Source organism: Tabrizicola sp., assembly GCF_041919135.1.
Taxonomy (GTDB): domain Bacteria; phylum Pseudomonadota; class Alphaproteobacteria; order Rhodobacterales; family Rhodobacteraceae; genus Tabrizicola.
In genome coordinates, this window is sequence record NZ_JAYRUJ010000002.1 from 15,713 (window position 1) to 32,347 (window position 16,635).

Consider the following 16,635-nt stretch of genomic DNA (forward strand, 5'->3'; position numbering starts at 1 on the left):
GTATGTCTGTCTGGCGCATGATAGCCGTCGCACGCCGTGCCTGCCAGCCCCGGCTCGGCGGTGGACAGCGGCTCTGCCCTGCGCTAGGCGGGGACCTGACCAGCAATGGAGGCCAGCATGGCCGTGACCAATGTCATCTGCATCAAATACGGTAGCCGCTACGGCGCGGAATATCCCAACCGGCTTTATGCCGGGCTGAAGCGGAACTCGCCCTCCGACATCCGCCTGTTCTGCATGACCGACGACCGCGCGGACATCCAACCCGAAATCGAGATCCTGCCGCTTCTGGACGAACCCTTCCACAAAGTGATGTTCGCCGAGATGGCGCGGCGCGGCTGGAAATCGCCGTTCCGCAAGGTTAGCCTTTACAACCCGGCGCTGGTGCCCGACCTGGACGGACCGATGATCCTGATGGACATCGACCTGGTGGTGGTGGGCAACCCGGACGACCTGCGCGACTATGCCCCCGGCAAGGTCGCCATGCGCCATGACTGGTCGCGCGGGCCGGGGTCGAACGAGCTTGGCCACGGGTCGGTGGAGAAGTTCGAGCCGCAGCGGCATAGCTATATCTACGAGGACATGGCCCGCGACCCGCTGGCGGCCCTGGGCCGGTCCTTCGGGCGCGAGCAGATCTACACCTCAACCTCGGCCGAGGCGAAGGGCGATTTCCAGCCTTTCCCGGACGCTTGGATCGCCAGCTTCAAGCGCGACTGCCGGCCGCCGAGGCCGCTGAACCTTTTCCTGCCGCCCCGCAAGCCGGAGGGGGCCAAGGTGGTCTGCTTCCACGGCGAGCCGAAGATGGAAGACGCGGTGCGCGGCTACTGGGGCGGCGGCAACCTGGCTCAGGCCACCCGCCCGGCGCGCTGGCTGCGCGCGGCCTGGTCGGGCTGACGGGCAAGGTCGCGACCGCAACGGGGGATCAGGTAGCCCCGCTTCAAGAGCCACCAGCCGCGGCGGAAATAGTTCGCGGCCTTCAGTCGGTAGTGCGGCAGGCGCTGCCACCATGGAAACTTCGCCACGTCGCCGAAGCCGGTGCCGGTGATCAGGCTTTGCCCGCCGTCGTCCACATGGCTTGGGAAGGGCTCCAGACCGAACAGGCGGAAATCGTGCCGGAAGAAGCGGTTGATCTCGTGGTCGGTAGCGCGGGTGATCGGAATCATGCCGGGCAGCAGCCGCTCTACTGTCTCGCGGTGGATCAGATAGCCGCCGGTGCCGGTGGCCGGCCCCAGATATGCGTTCACCCGGTAGGGGCCGAGCCGCCCCTGGCAGATCGGCAGCTTGGCCCGGATGCGGTTGAGCTTCAGCATATCCCAGGCATGGTGGTTCGCCAGCGCCAGGTCCACGGCGGGCAGGAAGTCGTCGTGGAACACCACGTCGTCCTCCAGCACCAGCGCGACCGGCTTGCCCGTGGCCAGGAATTCCCGCCAGACTCCGAGATGCGAATTGTAGCAGCCGATGCCACCCCATAGCACCTTACGGCCCAGGTTGCGCTCGAAGGCGGGCAGGTCCATCAGCTTGACCAACTCGTCCTTGCGCGCCTTGCCGTCCACCCCGTCGAACAGGGTGTAGGGCAGGTCCATGCGGGCAAGTTGCGCCTCCATCCGGGCGCGGCGCTTGGTTGCGCGCGGCAGGTTGATCAGCCAGACGCCGATATCCGCTCTGGTCAGGCTCACCCCAGATCCCCCCATTTCAACTGCGTGTTCCGCGTCACCGCCCGGTTCAGGCGCTTGCCGACCACCTTGTCGAAGTCATAGGCCGCGATCTCTCCCGATCCTGGCCGCCGCGCCCAGATGTCGGCCTCCTGGATCACATGGCCCGCGGGCAGGTCGCGGTCGGCCACGACGGAGCCGCGGGCGAAGCGGTAGACGTCTTCCTCGGGGGCGGTGCGCTGTTTCGGGTTCATGGCGGCGATCCAGATCTCGCGGCTGCGGTCGATCAGGTGGCGCAACTCGGCAGGGTCCATCGAGTTGATGATGTCGGGGCCCTTGCGGTAGCGGCTGTCGGTGTAGTGGCGTTCGAGGATCGAGGCGCCGAGGGCGACGGAGGCCAGCGCCATCTCGGGGCCGATGGAATGGTCGGAGAAGCCGACGACGGCCCTGGGGAAGGCGTTCCGCAGCTCGGTCACGCCCTTGAGCGAGACGATCTCGGGCGGCGAGGGGTAGAGGTTGGTGCATTCCAGCAGCGCATAATCGATGCCGGCCTGGTCGAGGATCGCGACCGAGGCGCGGATCGTGTCGATGGTCTGCATGCCCGTCGACAGGATCACCGGCTTCCCCTTGCGCGCGATGTGGCGGATCAGCGGCAGGTTGTCCGCCTCGCCCGAGCCGATCTTGTAGGCGGGGACGTCCAGTTCCTGAAGGAAATCGGCGGCGGCGCGGCTGAAGGGGGTGGAGATCCAGATCATCCCGAGGGATTCGGTGTAACGCTTGAGTTCGGCCTCCTCCTCGCGGGTCAGCGCGCAGCGTTCCATGACATGCCAGATCGAGACATCGGCGTTCGGCGGGAAGATCGACTTCGCCTCCTCGGTCATCTCATCCTCGATGATGTGGGTCTGGTGCTTGATCATCTCGCACCCCGCCCCGGCGGCGAGGCGCACCATTTCCTTTGCCACCGAAAGGTCGCCGCCGTGGTTGATGCCGATCTCGGCGATGACGAGGGGCGGATGGTTCGGGCCGATCTCGCGGTGGGCGATCTTCATGGGCGGTCTCCTTTGGCTGACGTGCTGCATGAGGGGCCGCGGCCTGTCAAGCGAGCGGATAGGTGGCCAGCACGTCATGGCGCGGGGTCTTGCCGCCGGGATGGCTTTGCCAGAGCGTCAGTTCCGCGACCTGCCAGGGCCCGGCGGCAAAGCCCGCGCCCATGGCGATGGCGCGTTCCAGGCGCATCGCATCGGGCGGCGCGGGCGGCGGAAAGCGGCCGAGGGTGACGTGGGGGTGATACTTGCGCGCATCCAGCGCGCAGCCGGCGCGGCGGGCGATGGTCTCGGCTTTCGCTTGCAGGGCGAGGAGCGGGGGCGAGGGGGCGACCCCGGCCCAGGCGACGCGGGGCTTGTCCTTGCCGAAGAGGCCGAGGCCCTGCAGCGAAAGCACCAGGCCGGGGGAGCGGAGGGTCCGGAACCCCTCATCCGCGGCCTCGAGCGCGGGTTCGGGGCAGTTGCCCAGAAAGACGAGGGTGAGGTGCAGGGTCTCCGGCTCTACCTTGCGCGGCAGGGGCAGGAGGAACTGCTGGACCTGCAAGGCGCCGCGGATCTCGGGCGGCAAGGCGATGCCGAGGAAGGCGCGGATCATCGGCGGGCCAGCCCGGCAAGACGGTCGCGGATCTCGGGCCGGACCGGGCCTTCGCGCGGCGCGTCGAGAAGGGTGGTGAGGAGCGCGGGCGCCGGCGCGGGCCTGCCGCCGCCGCCCCAGGAGAGCGCGGCCAGCACGGCGGCGGCGGCGGCGGGCAGGCGGTCGGGCAGCTCTCGGCCCGCCAGATGCCCCCAGATCGCGGTCCAGAGGCGGCCGACCGACCAGGGATTGTAGCCGCCCCCGCCCAGGACCAGGACCCGGGGGGCAAGCGGGACCAGCGCCTGGACGGATTCGAGATAGGCGCGGTTCGACAGGGCCAGACGCGAGAGCGGGTCCTCCTCCAGGCTGTCGGCACCGCATTGCAGGACCAGCGCCTCGGGGCGGAATTCGGAGACGCGGGGCAGGATCAGCTCGTGCAGGACCATCCGCGCCTCGCTGTCGTTGTAGCCGCGGGGGACCGGCAGGTTGAAGGCGCTGCCCCCGGCGGTGTCGGCAAGAAGGCCGGTGAAGGGCCAGCGCCCCTCCTCATGGACCGAGATCATGCGCACGCCCGGATCGCCGGTGAACGCCAGATCCACCCCGTCCGGATGATGCGCGTCGAGGTCGACATAGGCGATCCGCGTGAGGCCGGCCCGTTGCAGGACCTTGATCGCCAGCACCACGTCGTTGAGGTAGCAAAAGCCGTTCGCCCGGTCCGGCAGGCCGTGATGCGTGCCGCCGCCGGGGACATGGATCGCGCCGGGCCGCGCCGCCAGAAGCGCGGCCGCCAGCATGGCGCCCCCTGCCCCGGTCGCCGGACGGCGGTAGACCTGGGGAAAGACCGGATTCGACAGCGTGCCGAGGTTGTGGCGGGCGCGCATCCCGGGCGTGGCCTCGCCCAGGGCCTCGGCCTGTTGCAGCGCCGCGACATAGGCGGGATCATGCCAGAGCGCGAGCGCCGCCGGTTTCGCGCGGGGCGAGGCGCGGAAACGGCCGGCCGGAAGCCAGCCCAGGGCGCGCGCGAGGTCCATCACCGTCGAGACGCGGGGGACGCGCAGGGGGTGGGCGGGGCCGTAGGAGGAGCCGCGATAGACCTCGGACCCGATGAAGAGCGGCGCCTCGGGCGGCGGTCCCTGGATCATTGCAGCATCGCCTCGATCCGGGCGCTGGCCGGCTGGGCCGGGGCGCCGCAGGTGCCGGGCATGCGGCCATCGGGCGCGATCGGCACCTTGTCGAAGGTCCGGCAGCCGGTCGCCTCGCGCGTGCAGGGGGGATGCGCGGCCTCGCCCCTGGCAGGGGTGATCTTGCTCATCGGCGGCGTGACGTCGAAGGTCATGGCGCAGTATTCCTTGTCCGTGGCCGCATCGGCAAGCTCCTGCTTGACGTCGTCGGGAGGGAGGGCCCGGATCGGCGCCCGCTCGCCGAAGCGTCCCGCGCCAATTCGAGGGGGTTGGCGGCCAGCACCGCCGGGAAAAGCGTCGGGAAATGTCGCATGGCCTGACCTTTGCGCCTGATTGGCCGCCAGAGCAGGTAATCCGGACCTGCAACGGGTCAATCTTTCGGGAATTGTCCTGTGATTTTGGGAAACTTCATGCCATACTGAAGTTTGAGGTGGCAGAGCAGCGGCGAGACCCGCGAGAAGCGGGCGGCCAGGGTGACAGAAATGGGCAGGCAAGACCAGATCGCCCCCTTTTCCGAGGGGGGAGTGGGAGCAAAAATACAATATGGCGCATTGTGCTGGCGGCAGGGCCCGGCCGGGGTCGAGGTGCTGCTGATCACCAGCCGCGACACCGGGCGCTGGGTCATCCCCAAGGGCTGGCCGATGCCGGGCCTTGCGCCCGAGGCGGCCGCGGCGCAGGAGGCCTGGGAGGAGGCCGGGGTCGAGGGGGTGATGAACCCGGTCAGCCTTGGCCGCTACGGCTATCACAAGGTCCTGTCGGCCGAGGCGCAGGTGCCCTGCGCGGTGGCGGTCTACGGGCTGCGGGTGGTGCGGCTGGCCGAGAAGTTCCCCGAGGTCAAGGAACGTCGCCGGCAATGGTTCCCGCCCGAGGTGGCCGCCGACCTGGTGCATGAGCCCGAGCTTGCGCGGATCCTCCTGCGCTTCGTGCCGCCGCGGGAAGGCCGCCCCGCCCCGATCGCGGGGGAATGACTGCGCCGGGCCATTGACCTTGGGCGGCAAATCCATAGCTATGGCCAGTGATCCATTGCAGGGACCGGGGGGATGATCCGCTACAGCCTGAAATGCGCGGCGGGCCATGGCTTCGAAAGCTGGTTCCAGGGCGCCGAAGCCTTCGCCAGCCTGCAGGGCGCGGGGCAGCTGGCCTGCCCGGTCTGCGGCGACACGAAGGTCGAGAAGGAGCTGATGGCCCCCGCCGTCCGCCCCGCCCGCAAGCAGGAAACCGCTCCTTCGCTGCGCGATCCGGCCTCGGAGGTCGAGGCGGCGATCGCGGCCTTGCGCAAGCAGATCGAGGAGAATTCGGAATATGTCGGCGTGAACTTCGCCGCCGAGGCCCGGCGCATCCATGCGGGCGAGGCTCCGGAACGGTCGATCCATGGCGAGGCCAGGCTGGACGATGCCAAGGCGATGATCGAGGAGGGCCTGCCCGTCGCCCCCCTGCCCTTCCTGCCGCAGCGCAAGGTCAACTGAGGACGGCCTGCCCGGCGGATGATCGGGGAAGGACTTCCCGTCGCGCCCCGCCTGCCTCCGCCGTGCGACCCCGACCGGCGGCGGCCCTGCGAACCCCGGCCGATCCCGGCAGGTGATCGAGCGAGAGCCCGCCGCCACCCGACCTGCCGCGGCGCATGCCGGGGTCAGTAGATATAGCGGATCTGTTCGGTCCAGAACCGCTCCATCCGTTTCAGCGCGGTGTTGATCTCGTCCATGCCGGAGGCATCCACGAGGCCGCGACGTTCGATCCCCTCGGCATGGCGGGCGAAAAGCTCTGCGATCATGCCGCGCACCTCACGCCCCTTCCCGGTCAGCCGCACCCGGACCGAGCGGCGGTCGACCTCGGACCGCTGGTGGTGCATGTAGCCCAGTTCGACCAGCTTCTTCAGGTTGTAGCTGACATTCGAGCCCTGGTAGTAGCCGCGCGACTTCAATTCACCCGCCGTCACCTCATTCTCGCCGATGTTGAACAGCAAGAGCGCCTGGACCGAGTTGATCTCCAGCAGGTTCAGCCGTTCGAATTCATCCTTGATCACGTCGAGCAGCAGCCGGTGCAGACGTTCGACCAAGGCCAGGCTGTCCAGATAGCAGGACAGGAAGGCCTTTTGCGATCCGTCCAGCACGGGGGCATGATGCGTCATCACCGATATCTCCAGCAGGGCAACTCCTGGCAGAATCGGCACAAACAGCAAACATTCAGTAAACTTGCGGCGAACCTTGACCTATTTCTCGCGCGCCAGCCGGGTTTCGGCGAAGGCGGCGATGCGGGACAAGAGGGGGGCCAACGCGTCGGGTGCGCTGGCCTGGCCGAGGATCCAGGCCATCAGGTCCTGGTCGTTCTCGGCCAGAAGCGCGTCATAGGCCAGAAGCTCGGCCTCGGTCAGATCCGCCAGACGGGCGTCGGCAAAGGGGCCGAGGACAAGGTCCATCTCCTTGGTTCCCCGCCGCCAGGACCGCATCCGCATCCGCTTGAGCCGCGCTTCCGCCGTTTCCATCGCTTCCCCCGCCCGATCAGGCCACCGACCGCATCGCCTGCCGCATCCTGCGCTCCACTTGCGCCAGTTTGTCGGCCAAGGCAACCGCTCCGGCGCGCAGGCGCTGCAACTCGGCCAGCGCGGCCTCGGCCTCGCCGGTCAGCGGCGGCGCGGACTCATTGGGGTCGGCCAGCCCGTCGCCCTCGGCGGTCAGGAGCCAGGCGAGCGAGACATTCAGCATCCCCGCCAGCATCTGCAGCCGGTTGCCGCGCGGCTCGGCCAGGTCTTCCTCCCAGTTCTGCAGGGTCGCCAGCCGCACGCCGAGGCGCTGCGCCAGTTCCTCCTGGGTCAGTCCGGCCGCCTCGCGCGCGCCGGCCAGCCGGTCGCCGAAGGTCGCCACATCCGCCGCATACCAGTTGCCGGTCCGGGTCTCGGAGCTTGTTTCCGCCATCACGCCTCTCCTTCTTGCGATATCGCTTGTGTCGGTAGGGGGGCCACCCTAAGACCTGCAGCCGACAATCGCAAACCGCCTGACGGAGTTATGACCGATGGCCTTCCTGTCCGACACGCTGGCGCGCGTCAAACCCTCGCCCACCATTGCCGTCACGACCAAGGCGCAGGCCCTGAAGGCCGAGGGCAAGGACGTGATCGGCCTGGGCGCGGGCGAGCCGGATTTCGACACGCCGGAGAACATCCGCGAGGCGGCCAAGCGGGCGATCGACGCGGGCAAGACCCGTTACACGGCGGTGGACGGCATTCCGGAGCTGAAGGCTGCGATCTGCGCCAAGTTCCTGCGCGAGAACGGCTTGACCTATACGCCGCAGCAGGTCTCGGTCGGGACCGGGGGCAAGCAGATCCTGTACAACGCGCTGATGGCGACGCTGAACCCCGGCGACGAGGTGATCATCCCCGCGCCCTATTGGGTGAGCTATCCCGACATGGTGCTGCTGGCCGGCGGCACGCCGGTGCCGGTGGTCGCGGGGATCGAGACCGCGTTCAAGCTGACGCCCGCGCAGCTGGAGGCAGCCATCACGCCGAAGACCAAGTGGTTTATCTTCAACAGCCCCTCGAACCCGACCGGCGCGGGCTATACCCGGGACGAGCTGAAGGGGCTGACCGAGGTGCTGATGCGCCATCCCCAGGTCTGGGTGATGTCGGACGACATGTACGAACACCTGGTCTTCGACGATTTCAAATTCTGCACCCCGGCCGAGGTCGAGCCCGGCCTTTACGACCGGACGCTGACCTGCAACGGCGTGTCCAAGGCCTATGCGATGACCGGCTGGCGGATCGGATATGCGGCCGGGCCGGTCTCGCTGATCAAGGCGATGGGGACGATCCAGTCGCAATCGACCTCGAACCCCTGCTCGGTCAGCCAGTATGCCGCGCTGGAGGCGCTGTCGGGCCCGCAGGAGTTCCTGGCCGACTGGCGCCGCGTGTTCCAGGGCCGGCGCGACCTGGTGGTGTCGATGCTGAACCAGGCCAAGGGCATTCGCTGCCCGAAGCCGGAAGGCGCGTTCTACGTCTATCCCGACATCGCAGGTGTCATCGGCAAGGCGACGCCCTCGGGGACGGTGATCAGCAATGACGAGGTCTTTGCCACCGCGCTTCTGGAGGAGACCGGGGTCGCCGTGGTCTTCGGCGCGGCCTTCGGCCTGTCGCCCAATTTCCGGGTCAGCTATGCGACCAGCGACGAGGTCTTGCGCGAGGCCTGCGCCCGGATCCAGAGCTTCTGCGCCAGCCTCGTCTGACGGGTTGACGGGGCGGCGGGCTTTGGCAAGGAATGGCGCGTGAGTGCCAGTCCGGAGTGCCCGATGTCCGCCGACCTTCCCGAATACTATTTCCGGCTGCGCGAGAACGGCGCCTCGGTGTTCCGGGTCAGCACGGAGAGCCGCCAGCGCCGGATCGAGATGGACGAGCTGGCGGTGGTCAACCTGCGCAGCGGCAACATCCGGCCACATGGCGAGGTGGCGCTGACCGAGGCGGACCTGCGGGCGATCCGCGACTGGCTGGAGGAACGGCGGGCGCTGGTGGCCGCGCGCGAGCTGGACGACATCCGGCGCACGCTGGACCATCTCAACCTGACGACGCACTGGGCGCAGTCGCGCGCGACGGATGGCCAGCTCGAGACGGTGACCGACGCGCTGCTGCTGGCCATGCACGATCTGCGCACGGTGCTGGTGCGCCGCAAGGCCGAGCGGCTGGGTTGAGGGCTGCTCCTCGTTCGACTTCGTCTCCTCGTCGCGGGGATCCGCGCGAGGAGTGACGAAGTCATCGACGAGCGGTCGGTCAGATCTGCTTTTCCGGCATCTGCACCCGCAGCCCGTCCAGCTTGTCGGTGACCTTGATCTGGCAGGTCAGGCGCGAGCGGACCGGGTCGGGGTTCCAGGCGAAGTCGAGCATGTCCTGCTCCATGCTGTCGCGGGGCGGCAGGCGGTCCACCCAGGCGGCATCGACATAGACATGGCAGGTCGAACAGGCGCAGGCACCGCCGCAATCGGCCTCGATGCCCGGAATACCGTTGTCGCGCGCGCCTTCCATGACCGTCAGGCCATTGGCCACGTCGACGACATGCTCCTTGCCGCCATGTTCCACATAGGTGATCTTCGCCATTTCCGCCTCTCCCGGGAATTTCCTGTCACGACATAGGCCAAAGCCCGCCGCTTTGCCAGAGGGTGAGGTCGGGCGGATGTTCCGCTCGTGTTCTCATGCCCGAACCCCTTCCCGCCCGATCCCGGGCCGCGCGCGATCGAGGATCCGTCGCGGCTTCCGGACCGGGGGTTTGGGCCGGGGGAAGCGATCGGCCGTGAGTCGCGCCAGGATCCTGGCGGAGGGATTCCGGCAAGCTTCGTCCTTCGGGAAAGCTGGCGGCGAGAGGGTTCCCGCCGCCATTCAAGGGCCTGAACCTATTCGATCGACAGCGCCACGAAACGCGGATCGCCGCCGCGCCGCACCAGGAGGAGAAGCGACTTGCGCCCGCCGTCCTTGGCCTCCTTGATCCGGTCCTGCAGGTCCTGCAGCCGCAGGACGCGGGATTGGCCGGCCTCGGTGATCAGGTCGCCCTCGCGCAGGCCCTTGGTATAGGCCTCGGAGGCCGGATCGACGGCCATGATCATCAGGCCCTCGGTCGAGGCATCCATCCCCAGCCGCGAGCGCATGTCGTCGTCCAGCGGCGCCAGCGTCAGGCCCAGCGATTCCAGCTGGCGCGGCTCGTCCGGCGCGGCGGAGGAGGCGGGCATGGTCGCGGCTTCGGCCTCTTCGCGCCGGCCGAGGGTCACGGCCAGGGTCTCGGTCCGGCCCTCGCGCTGGACGATCACCGGCACCGCCTCGCCGATCGGCGCATCGGCCACGCGGCGGGTCAGGTCACCGGCATCCCGGACCGGCTGGCCGCCGAAGCTGGTGATGACGTCGCCCGAGGCGATCCCGGCCTCCTTCGCGGGGCCCTCCGGCACGTCGGTCACCAGGGCGCCCGAAGCCTCGGCCAGGCCCATGGATTCGGCGATCTCGGGGGTCATGTCCTGGATGCGCACGCCCAGCCAGCCGCGTCGGGTCTCGCCATACTGCTTGAGCTGGTCGACGACCTTGGAGACGACATTCGAGGACATCGAGAAGCCGATCCCGATCGAGCCGCCGTTCGGCGACAGGATCGAGGTGTTCACCCCGACCACCTGCCCGTCCATGTTGAACAGGGGCCCGCCCGAGTTGCCCCGGTTGATCGCGGCATCGGTCTGGATGAAGTCGTCATAGGAGCCCGACAGCTGACGCCCCCGGGCCGAGACGATGCCCGCGCTGACCGAGAAGCCCTGGCCCAGCGGGTTGCCCATGGCCATGACCCAGTCGCCCACGCGCATCAGGTCGGAATCGCCGAAGCTGACGAAGGGCAAGGGCTTGCCCGCCTCGACCTTCAGGACGGCGATGTCGGTCTTGGGATCGGTGCCGATCAGCTTGGCGGGCAGTTTCTCGCCCGAGTAGAACTCGATCAGGATCTCGTCCGCGCCTTCGATGACGTGGTTGTTGGTGACGATGAAACCGTCCTCGCTGACGACGAAGCCCGAGCCCAGCGCCTCGGAGCGCTGCGGGCCGCCATGGCCGGGACCGCCGAAATCGTCGAAGAAGTCCTGGAAGGGGCTGCCCTCGGGCACCATCGGCATGCCGTCGGTCGGGGCGGAGATCATGGCGGAAGTGGTGATGTTGACGACCGAGGGGCTGATCTGCTCGGCCAGTTCGGCAAAGCTTTCCGGCGCGCCGAAGGCTTCGGCGCGCTGGACCGGCGTCAGGCTGAGCCCCAGGCCGAGGACCAGCGCCAGAAGCGTGCTGGACCGCAGGGCGGCACGGATGGAAGGGGTAAGGTCAGGCACGGTGCAAACTCCTGTTCATCGATGGCGGAGCGCCGCGTCGCCGCGTGCCTCACGCCTTGGGGGCAGAGAAACAGTGAGTGAACGGAATGCGCAATGCAAACCCCGTCACACCGCTTCAACGCCATGTGAAGGCATTTGTCATCCGCCCCGCGCCAGCCAGACCAGCACCACCCCGAGCGCCAGCGCGGCAAGGCCGATCATCCGGCGCTGGTCGAGGCCGAGGCTGGCCATCAGGCGCAGCGCATCCTCGATCCGGCCGGGGGCCAGTGCAAGCACCAGCCCCTCGACCACGAGGACAAGGCCCAGCGCCAGAAGCGCGAAGCTCATGGGCTGGGGGCAGCCGGAGCGGGCGCCGCCGGGGCCGCGGCGCCCGGGGCCTGATCGCTGCGCAGATAGTCGAAGAACTCGCTGTCGGGCTGCATCACGATCGAGGAATTCGCCCCCTTCAGCGAGGCCTCATAGGCCGAAAGCGAGCGGATGAAGGCGAAGAACTCGGTATCGCGGCCATAGGCTTCGGCCAGGATCCGGTTGCGTTCGGCATCGGCCTCGCCGCGCACGACCTCGGCCTGGCGGCGGGCGTCCGAGGTGAGTTCCACCACGGTCCGGTCGGCGGCCGCGCGCACGCGCTGCGCCGCCTCGCCGCCGCGGGCGATCTCGTCCGCCGCTTCGCGCTCGCGCTCGGCCCGCATCCGGGCGAAGGTCGCCTCGAGGTTCTGTTCCGGCAGGTCGGTGCGGGTCAGGCGCACGTCGATCACCTCGATCCCCAGCGCGGCCGCCTGGCGACGGGCGATGTCGCGGATCTGGTTCATCAGCCCGGTGCGGTCCTCGGAGGTGACGCGGTTCGACGGGACCGAACCCAGGACCTCCTGGATCGCGGGATTCACGATGCCTTCCAGACGGCGCAGAGCCTGGGTCTCGCCGCCGGTGCCGACGGCCTCGCGGAACTCGACCAGGTTGACGATGCGCCAGCGCGAGAAGGCGTCCACCACCAGGCGGCGGTCGTCCAGCATGGTGACTTCCAGGGGGTTGGTCTGCAGGCCGAGGATCCGGTCCTCGTAATAGACCACCTCCTGCACGAAGGGGATCTTGAAGCCGAGGCCCGGCTCCTCCTTGACCTGGGTCACTTGGCCGAACTGCAGGACCAGCGCCTTCTTGCGTTCGTCGACGATGAAGATCGACGACAGGGCCAGCGCGCCCAGGACGACAAGGGCGGGGATCACATACATCGCACGCATCAGTTGCTCCCCCCCGCGGTATTGCCGCCCGCGCCCTGCGCCGGGGTCATCCGGCCCAGTTCATTCAGCGGCAGGAAGGGCACCACGCCCTGCCCCGCCTCGCCGCCCGAGACGCCGTCGAGGATCACCTTGTTCATGCCGCCCAGGACCCGCTCCATCGTTTCGAGGTAAAGCCGCCGCCGGGTCACCTCGGGGGCGTTGACATATTCGTCGTAGACCGAGACGAAGCGCGCGGCCTCGCCCTGGGCCGAGTTCACGGCCTGGGCGCGATAGGCCTCGGATTCCTCCAGAAGCTGCGCAGCGGCGCCGCGCGCACCGGCGGTCACGCGGTTGGCATAGGCGTCGGCCTCCTTCTCCAGCGTGTCGCGCTGCTGCTGCGCGGCCTGCACCTCGCGGAAGGCGTCGATCACTTCGCGCGGGGGCTGGGCGCGCTGCAGGTTCACCCGGATCACGCTGATCCCGGCGTTGTAGCTGTCTAGAGTTGCCTGCACCTGGGCCTGCACATCGGAGGCGATCACGCCGCGGTCGCGGTTCAGGATCGGCGACAGTTCGGAGCGCGCCACGATGTCGCGCATCGCGCTTTCGCTGACCGCGCGGATCGTGTCCTCGGGGTCGGCCAGGTTGAACAGGTATTGCTCGGGATCGGCGATGTTCCAGACCACCTGGAAGCCGATGTCGACGATGTTCTGGTCCCGCGTGAGCATCAGGCCCGAGTCGTTCGCCGCGTCCCCGGTCCCGATGTCGGTGATGCGCTCGCCGGTCACCTGGACCTTCTCATAGGTCACCACCGGCCAGGGCGCGAAGTTGAGGCCCGGATTGCCGACGCCCGAGCTTTCGCCCAGGAACAGCTCGACCGAGCGTTCCTCGGGCCGGACGGTGTAGAAGGACATGAAGGCCCAGAGCGCCACGGCCGCAAGCCCGCCAAGCGCAAGGCCCTGCCGGGTGAGGACCGGGCCGCCGCCGGGACCGCCGCTGCCGGGCCGGCCGGGACGGCCCCCCATCAGCACGCGCAGATGCTCTTGCCCGCGCTTGACCAGCTGGTCGATCTCGGGGATCTGCGGCCCGCCCTGGCCGGGTCCGGGGCGTCCGCCGCGACGGTCGTCGTCGCCGTCGCCATTGCCCCTGCCGCCCCGGTCGTCATTGCCGGGACCGCCACCGCCGCCCCAGGGGCCGCCACTTCCTGCCATGGATCAGAACCTCTCTTTTCGCATCACTGCCTTAGCTGTGCATCCCGGGGCGGAAATCAAGCCGCCGTGATGCCGCAATCAGGCGGTTCTCGTGGGTTTTCGCATCGTGACCAGCTCTTCCGACATGGTCGGGTGCACGGCGCAGGTCCGGTCGAAGTCTTCCTTGGTCGCCCCCATGCGGATCGCGATGGCGGCAAGCTGGATCATCTCGCCCGCTTCCGGCGCGACGATGTGGCAGCCCAGCACCTTGCGGCTGGCCTGCGAGACGATGAGTTTCATCATCACCCGGTCGGGCTTGCCGGCGAAGGCGGTCTTCATCGGGCGGAAGGCGGTGGAATAGACCTCGATCGGCTCCTGCTCGCGCGCGGCTTCCTCGGTCAGGCCGACCGAGCCCAGTTCGGGCTGGGTGAAGACGGCCGAGGCGACAAGCTCGTGGTCGAAGGCGGTGGCGCGGCCGCCGAAGATCGTGTCGGCGAAGGCGTGGCCCTCGCGGATCGCCACCGGGGTCAGGTTGATCCGGCCGGTCACGTCGCCCACGGCATGGACCGAGGGCACGGCGGTCTGGCTGAAGCGGTCCACCGGGATCTCGCCATGGCGGCCGAGCGTCAGGCCCAGCGCCTCGAGCCCGAGGTCGCGGGTATTCGGGCGGCGGCCGGTGGCGTAGAGTACCAGGTCGAACTCGCGCTCGGTCCCGTCGGTGGCGATGGCGCGGATGCCGGTGTGGGTCTTTTCCAGCCGCATGACATCGGTGCCGCAATGGACCTGGATGCCGCGCGCCTGCATCGCGGTGGCGACATGGCCGCGCGCCTCGTCGTCGAAGCCGCGCAGGATCTGCGCGCCGCGGTAATATTGGCAGACCTCGACGCCGAGGCCATGCAGGATGCAGGCGAATTCGCTGGCGATGAAGCCGCCGCCCACCACCAGCGCGCGCTGCGGCAGTTCGTCGAGATGGAACATCTCGTTCGAGGTGATGGCCAGCTCCTTGCCCGGAATCTCGGGGACGAAGGGCCAGCCGCCGGTGGCGACCAGGATGTGACGTGCGGTGAACTCCTCGCCCGAGGCGAGGCGGACGCGGTGCGGATCGACCAGCGTGGCGCGGGTGTCGTGGATGGTGACGCCGGCGTTCGTCAGCGTGTTGCGATAGGCCCCCTCCAGGCGGTCAAGCTCGGCCTCGAGCCGGGTGCGGAAGGCGGACCAGTCGAAGAGCGCGTCGCCCAGGTCCCAGCCGTAGCTGCGCGCCTCCTCGAAGGTCTCGGGGAAGGCGCTGGCGAAGACCATCAGCTTCTTCGGCACGCAGCCCCGGATCACGCAGGTGCCGCCCATCCGGCTTTCCTCGGCCAGGCCCACTTTCGCGCCATGTTCGCCCGAGGCGATGCGCGCCGCCCGCACCCCGCCCGAACCGCCGCCGATGACGAAGAGATCGTAGTCGAAAGCCATGGTTTCCGCCTTTCGATGGCCAGGGGCCGGCCCTAGTCGCCAAGGTCGGCGAAGATGTTGGCCCCCTCGCCGAGGTCGACCTGGCCATCCTCGATCCGGCCGGAGTTGATGTCGCGCACCGTGACCTTGCCGTCGCCGTTGCCGATCACCACGATGTCGCAGATGTCGATGAACAGCCCGTTCTCGACCACGCCGGGGATCTGGTTCAGGACCAGCGCCAGCTGGCGCGGGTTGCCGATCCGCTTGAGGTCCAGGTCGAGGATGTAATGCCCTTCGTCGGTGCGCAGGGGCTTGCCCTCGTCCAGCCGCAGCGCGACGTCGCGGTTGAGGACGTCGAGGCTGTAGAGCGTCTCCTCGATCAGCGCCTTCGTCGTCTGCCAGCCGAAGGAAACCACCTCGACCGGCAGCGGGAAGGCGCCAAGCTGGGCGACCTCCTTCGCGGCATCGGCGATGACGATCATCCGGTCCGAGGCGGTGGCGACGATCTTTTCCTGCAGAAGCGCCGCGCCGCCGCCCTTGATCAGGTTCAGGTTCGGGTCGAACTCGTCCGCGCCGTCGATGGTCAGGTCCAGCCAGCGAACCTCGTCCAGACCCACCACGGTCAGCCCGAGTTCGCGCGCAAGGTCGGCCGTCCGCGAGGAGGTCGCGACGCAGGTCAGCTTCAGCCCCTCGGCCTTCACCCGCTCGGCCAGGCAGCGCACCATCCAGGCGGCGGTCGAGCCGGTACCGAGGCCAAGCTTCATCCCGTCCTCGACAAAATCCACCGACCGGCGCGCGGCGGCGTATTTGGCACGGTCGATCGGCGAAAGCTCGGCGGTCATGGCGGGACTCCGTTGGTTTGTCCCGGCATAACGCAAAGGTCCGGCAAGGGCGAGAGGGTTCTGCCGCGCCCCTCACGCCTCCTGGTCGAGCCGCGCCAGGGCGGCGCGCAGCTCGTCGGCCGTCAGCGCGCCGTCGCCGTCGCCGTCCAGCCGCAGGCTTGCGCGCAGGAGTGCCGCCTCGCCCTCGTCCAGCGCCGCCAGCGCGGCCGCCTGGCCGTCGGCCGCCATCTCGGCCGGGTCAAGGCCGCCGTCGCGGTTCAGGTCGGCCGCCGCGAACTGCCGCTCCATCCGGCCGCGCGCCCGTGCGCTGGCGGCGCGCTGCGATACCGCCAGTTCGGCGCGCAGGACCGTGCCGTCGCCATCAAGGTCCATCGCCCAAAGCCGCCGCAGCGCCGAAGCGCGGGCTGCGGCGCGCTCCAGCGCGATATGCTCCTCGATCCCCGCGGCGGTCAGGCCCAAAGGCCCGCCGAAGCCCGCCACCAGATCCACCAGCCGGGCGGCAAGACGCTCGGGGTTGCGCTCCATCGCCTCGGCCAGGGGGTCCCCGCCGTCTTCCGCAAAGGCCCCCTGCGCCGCGAACAGCATCGCCAGCGCCAGTGCCGCCATGATCCGAACCATGCCCGCCTCCCGATCTCGTGTCCGGGGAAGTTTTGCGCATCAGGGTTGCGAAAAGGTTAATCCGCGCAATT

At 68.8% G+C, this 16,635-nt stretch carries 21 protein-coding genes; 5 read left to right on the forward strand and 16 right to left on the reverse strand.

The window, feature by feature from the left end:
• Positions 1 to 117: 117 nt before the first annotated feature.
• The gene (locus ACE3UA_RS01950; protein ID WP_374641975.1) at positions 118 to 891 is read left to right on the forward strand and encodes a glycosyl transferase; all 774 of its coding nucleotides are present in this window, start codon (positions 118 to 120) and stop codon (positions 889 to 891) included.
• Here the strand turns inward: ACE3UA_RS01950 and ACE3UA_RS01955 are convergent.
• The 5 genes from ACE3UA_RS01955 to ACE3UA_RS01975 are packed head-to-tail and all read right to left on the reverse strand — an operon-like array spanning position 843 to position 4,602.
• Complete coding sequence (locus ACE3UA_RS01955) at positions 843 to 1,673, reverse strand: glycosyltransferase family 25 protein (protein ID WP_374641977.1); 831 nt, start codon at positions 1,671 to 1,673, stop codon at positions 843 to 845. The two genes, ACE3UA_RS01950 and ACE3UA_RS01955, sit on opposite strands and share 49 nt — an antisense overlap.
• The gene (locus ACE3UA_RS01960) at positions 1,670 to 2,698 is read right to left on the reverse strand and encodes an N-acetylneuraminate synthase family protein (protein ID WP_374641979.1); all 1,029 of its coding nucleotides are present in this window, start codon (positions 2,696 to 2,698) and stop codon (positions 1,670 to 1,672) included. The genes ACE3UA_RS01955 and ACE3UA_RS01960 overlap by 4 nt, the downstream gene beginning before the upstream one ends.
• Before the next feature lie 46 nt (positions 2,699 to 2,744).
• A complete protein-coding gene (gene thpR, locus ACE3UA_RS01965; protein ID WP_374641982.1) occupies positions 2,745 to 3,287 on the reverse strand; it encodes an RNA 2',3'-cyclic phosphodiesterase in 543 nt (180 codons plus the stop codon).
• Entirely contained in the window at positions 3,284 to 4,408 is a 1,125-nt protein-coding gene (locus tag ACE3UA_RS01970; protein WP_374641984.1) for an acetoin utilization protein AcuC, read from the reverse strand. The genes thpR and ACE3UA_RS01970 overlap by 4 nt, the downstream gene beginning before the upstream one ends.
• Positions 4,405 to 4,602 carry a hypothetical protein gene (locus ACE3UA_RS01975; RefSeq protein WP_374641986.1) on the reverse strand — a complete coding sequence of 66 codons (198 nt, stop codon included), beginning with the start codon at positions 4,600 to 4,602 and terminating at the stop codon, positions 4,405 to 4,407. The genes ACE3UA_RS01970 and ACE3UA_RS01975 overlap by 4 nt, the downstream gene beginning before the upstream one ends.
• A 327-nt stretch (positions 4,603 to 4,929) precedes the next feature.
• Between ACE3UA_RS01975 and ACE3UA_RS01980 the strand changes: the two genes are divergently transcribed.
• Positions 4,930 to 5,415 (forward strand): NUDIX hydrolase, encoded by a 486-nt coding sequence (locus ACE3UA_RS01980; RefSeq protein WP_374641988.1) that lies wholly within the window; start codon positions 4,930 to 4,932, stop codon positions 5,413 to 5,415.
• 72 nt (positions 5,416 to 5,487) lie between these two features.
• Complete coding sequence (locus ACE3UA_RS01985) at positions 5,488 to 5,913, forward strand: DUF1178 family protein (protein WP_287869001.1); 426 nt, start codon at positions 5,488 to 5,490, stop codon at positions 5,911 to 5,913.
• A 164-nt stretch (positions 5,914 to 6,077) separates the two neighbouring features.
• Here ACE3UA_RS01985 and ACE3UA_RS01990 read toward each other — a convergent pair whose 3' ends face one another.
• The 3 genes from ACE3UA_RS01990 to ACE3UA_RS02000 form a co-directional block, all read right to left on the reverse strand.
• On the reverse strand, positions 6,078 to 6,575 hold the full coding sequence (locus ACE3UA_RS01990; RefSeq protein WP_197642105.1) for a MarR family winged helix-turn-helix transcriptional regulator: 498 nt from the start codon (positions 6,573 to 6,575) through the stop codon (positions 6,078 to 6,080).
• A gap of 81 nt (positions 6,576 to 6,656) precedes the next feature.
• On the reverse strand, positions 6,657 to 6,929 hold the full coding sequence (locus ACE3UA_RS01995; RefSeq protein WP_374641991.1) for a succinate dehydrogenase assembly factor 2: 273 nt from the start codon (positions 6,927 to 6,929) through the stop codon (positions 6,657 to 6,659).
• Positions 6,930 to 6,945: 16 nt separating this feature from the next.
• The gene (locus ACE3UA_RS02000; RefSeq protein ID WP_374641993.1) at positions 6,946 to 7,359 is read right to left on the reverse strand and encodes a multiprotein-bridging factor 1 family protein; all 414 of its coding nucleotides are present in this window, start codon (positions 7,357 to 7,359) and stop codon (positions 6,946 to 6,948) included.
• A 97-nt stretch (positions 7,360 to 7,456) separates the two neighbouring features.
• Between ACE3UA_RS02000 and ACE3UA_RS02005 the strand changes: the two genes are divergently transcribed.
• Both ACE3UA_RS02005 and ACE3UA_RS02010 read left to right on the forward strand, forming a co-directional pair.
• Positions 7,457 to 8,659 carry a pyridoxal phosphate-dependent aminotransferase gene (locus ACE3UA_RS02005; protein WP_374641995.1) on the forward strand — a complete coding sequence of 401 codons (1,203 nt, stop codon included), beginning with the start codon at positions 7,457 to 7,459 and terminating at the stop codon, positions 8,657 to 8,659.
• Between the two features lie 63 nt (positions 8,660 to 8,722).
• Positions 8,723 to 9,118, forward strand: a complete 396-nt coding sequence (locus tag ACE3UA_RS02010) for a hypothetical protein (protein WP_374641997.1) — start codon at positions 8,723 to 8,725, stop codon at positions 9,116 to 9,118.
• 79 nt (positions 9,119 to 9,197) lie between these two features.
• On the opposite strand, the gene ACE3UA_RS02015 is transcribed toward ACE3UA_RS02010, so the two are convergent.
• From ACE3UA_RS02015 to ACE3UA_RS02050, 8 genes are all read right to left on the reverse strand, one after another.
• Positions 9,198 to 9,521, reverse strand: a complete 324-nt coding sequence (locus ACE3UA_RS02015) for a 2Fe-2S iron-sulfur cluster-binding protein (protein WP_197642110.1) — start codon at positions 9,519 to 9,521, stop codon at positions 9,198 to 9,200.
• 293 nt (positions 9,522 to 9,814) lie between these two features.
• Positions 9,815 to 11,266 (reverse strand): DegQ family serine endoprotease, encoded by a 1,452-nt coding sequence (locus ACE3UA_RS02020; RefSeq protein ID WP_374641999.1) that lies wholly within the window; start codon positions 11,264 to 11,266, stop codon positions 9,815 to 9,817.
• Positions 11,267 to 11,404: 138 nt separating this feature from the next.
• A complete protein-coding gene (locus ACE3UA_RS02025; RefSeq protein WP_374642001.1) occupies positions 11,405 to 11,593 on the reverse strand; it encodes a DUF2065 family protein in 189 nt (62 codons plus the stop codon).
• On the reverse strand, positions 11,590 to 12,501 hold the full coding sequence (gene hflC, locus ACE3UA_RS02030) for a protease modulator HflC (protein WP_374642003.1): 912 nt from the start codon (positions 12,499 to 12,501) through the stop codon (positions 11,590 to 11,592). The genes ACE3UA_RS02025 and hflC overlap by 4 nt, the downstream gene beginning before the upstream one ends.
• The gene (gene hflK / locus ACE3UA_RS02035; protein WP_374642006.1) at positions 12,501 to 13,688 is read right to left on the reverse strand and encodes an FtsH protease activity modulator HflK; all 1,188 of its coding nucleotides are present in this window, start codon (positions 13,686 to 13,688) and stop codon (positions 12,501 to 12,503) included. The genes hflC and hflK overlap by 1 nt, the downstream gene beginning before the upstream one ends.
• A 78-nt stretch (positions 13,689 to 13,766) precedes the next feature.
• Complete coding sequence (gene gor / locus ACE3UA_RS02040) at positions 13,767 to 15,125, reverse strand: glutathione-disulfide reductase (protein WP_374642007.1); 1,359 nt, start codon at positions 15,123 to 15,125, stop codon at positions 13,767 to 13,769.
• 32 nt (positions 15,126 to 15,157) lie between these two features.
• Positions 15,158 to 15,946: a ribose-5-phosphate isomerase RpiA gene (gene rpiA, locus ACE3UA_RS02045; RefSeq protein ID WP_374642009.1), complete on the reverse strand. Its 789-nt coding sequence runs from the start codon at positions 15,944 to 15,946 to the stop codon at positions 15,158 to 15,160.
• 72 nt (positions 15,947 to 16,018) lie between these two features.
• Positions 16,019 to 16,564 (reverse strand): hypothetical protein, encoded by a 546-nt coding sequence (locus ACE3UA_RS02050; protein WP_374642011.1) that lies wholly within the window; start codon positions 16,562 to 16,564, stop codon positions 16,019 to 16,021.
• Between the last annotated feature and the right edge of the window lie 71 nt (positions 16,565 to 16,635).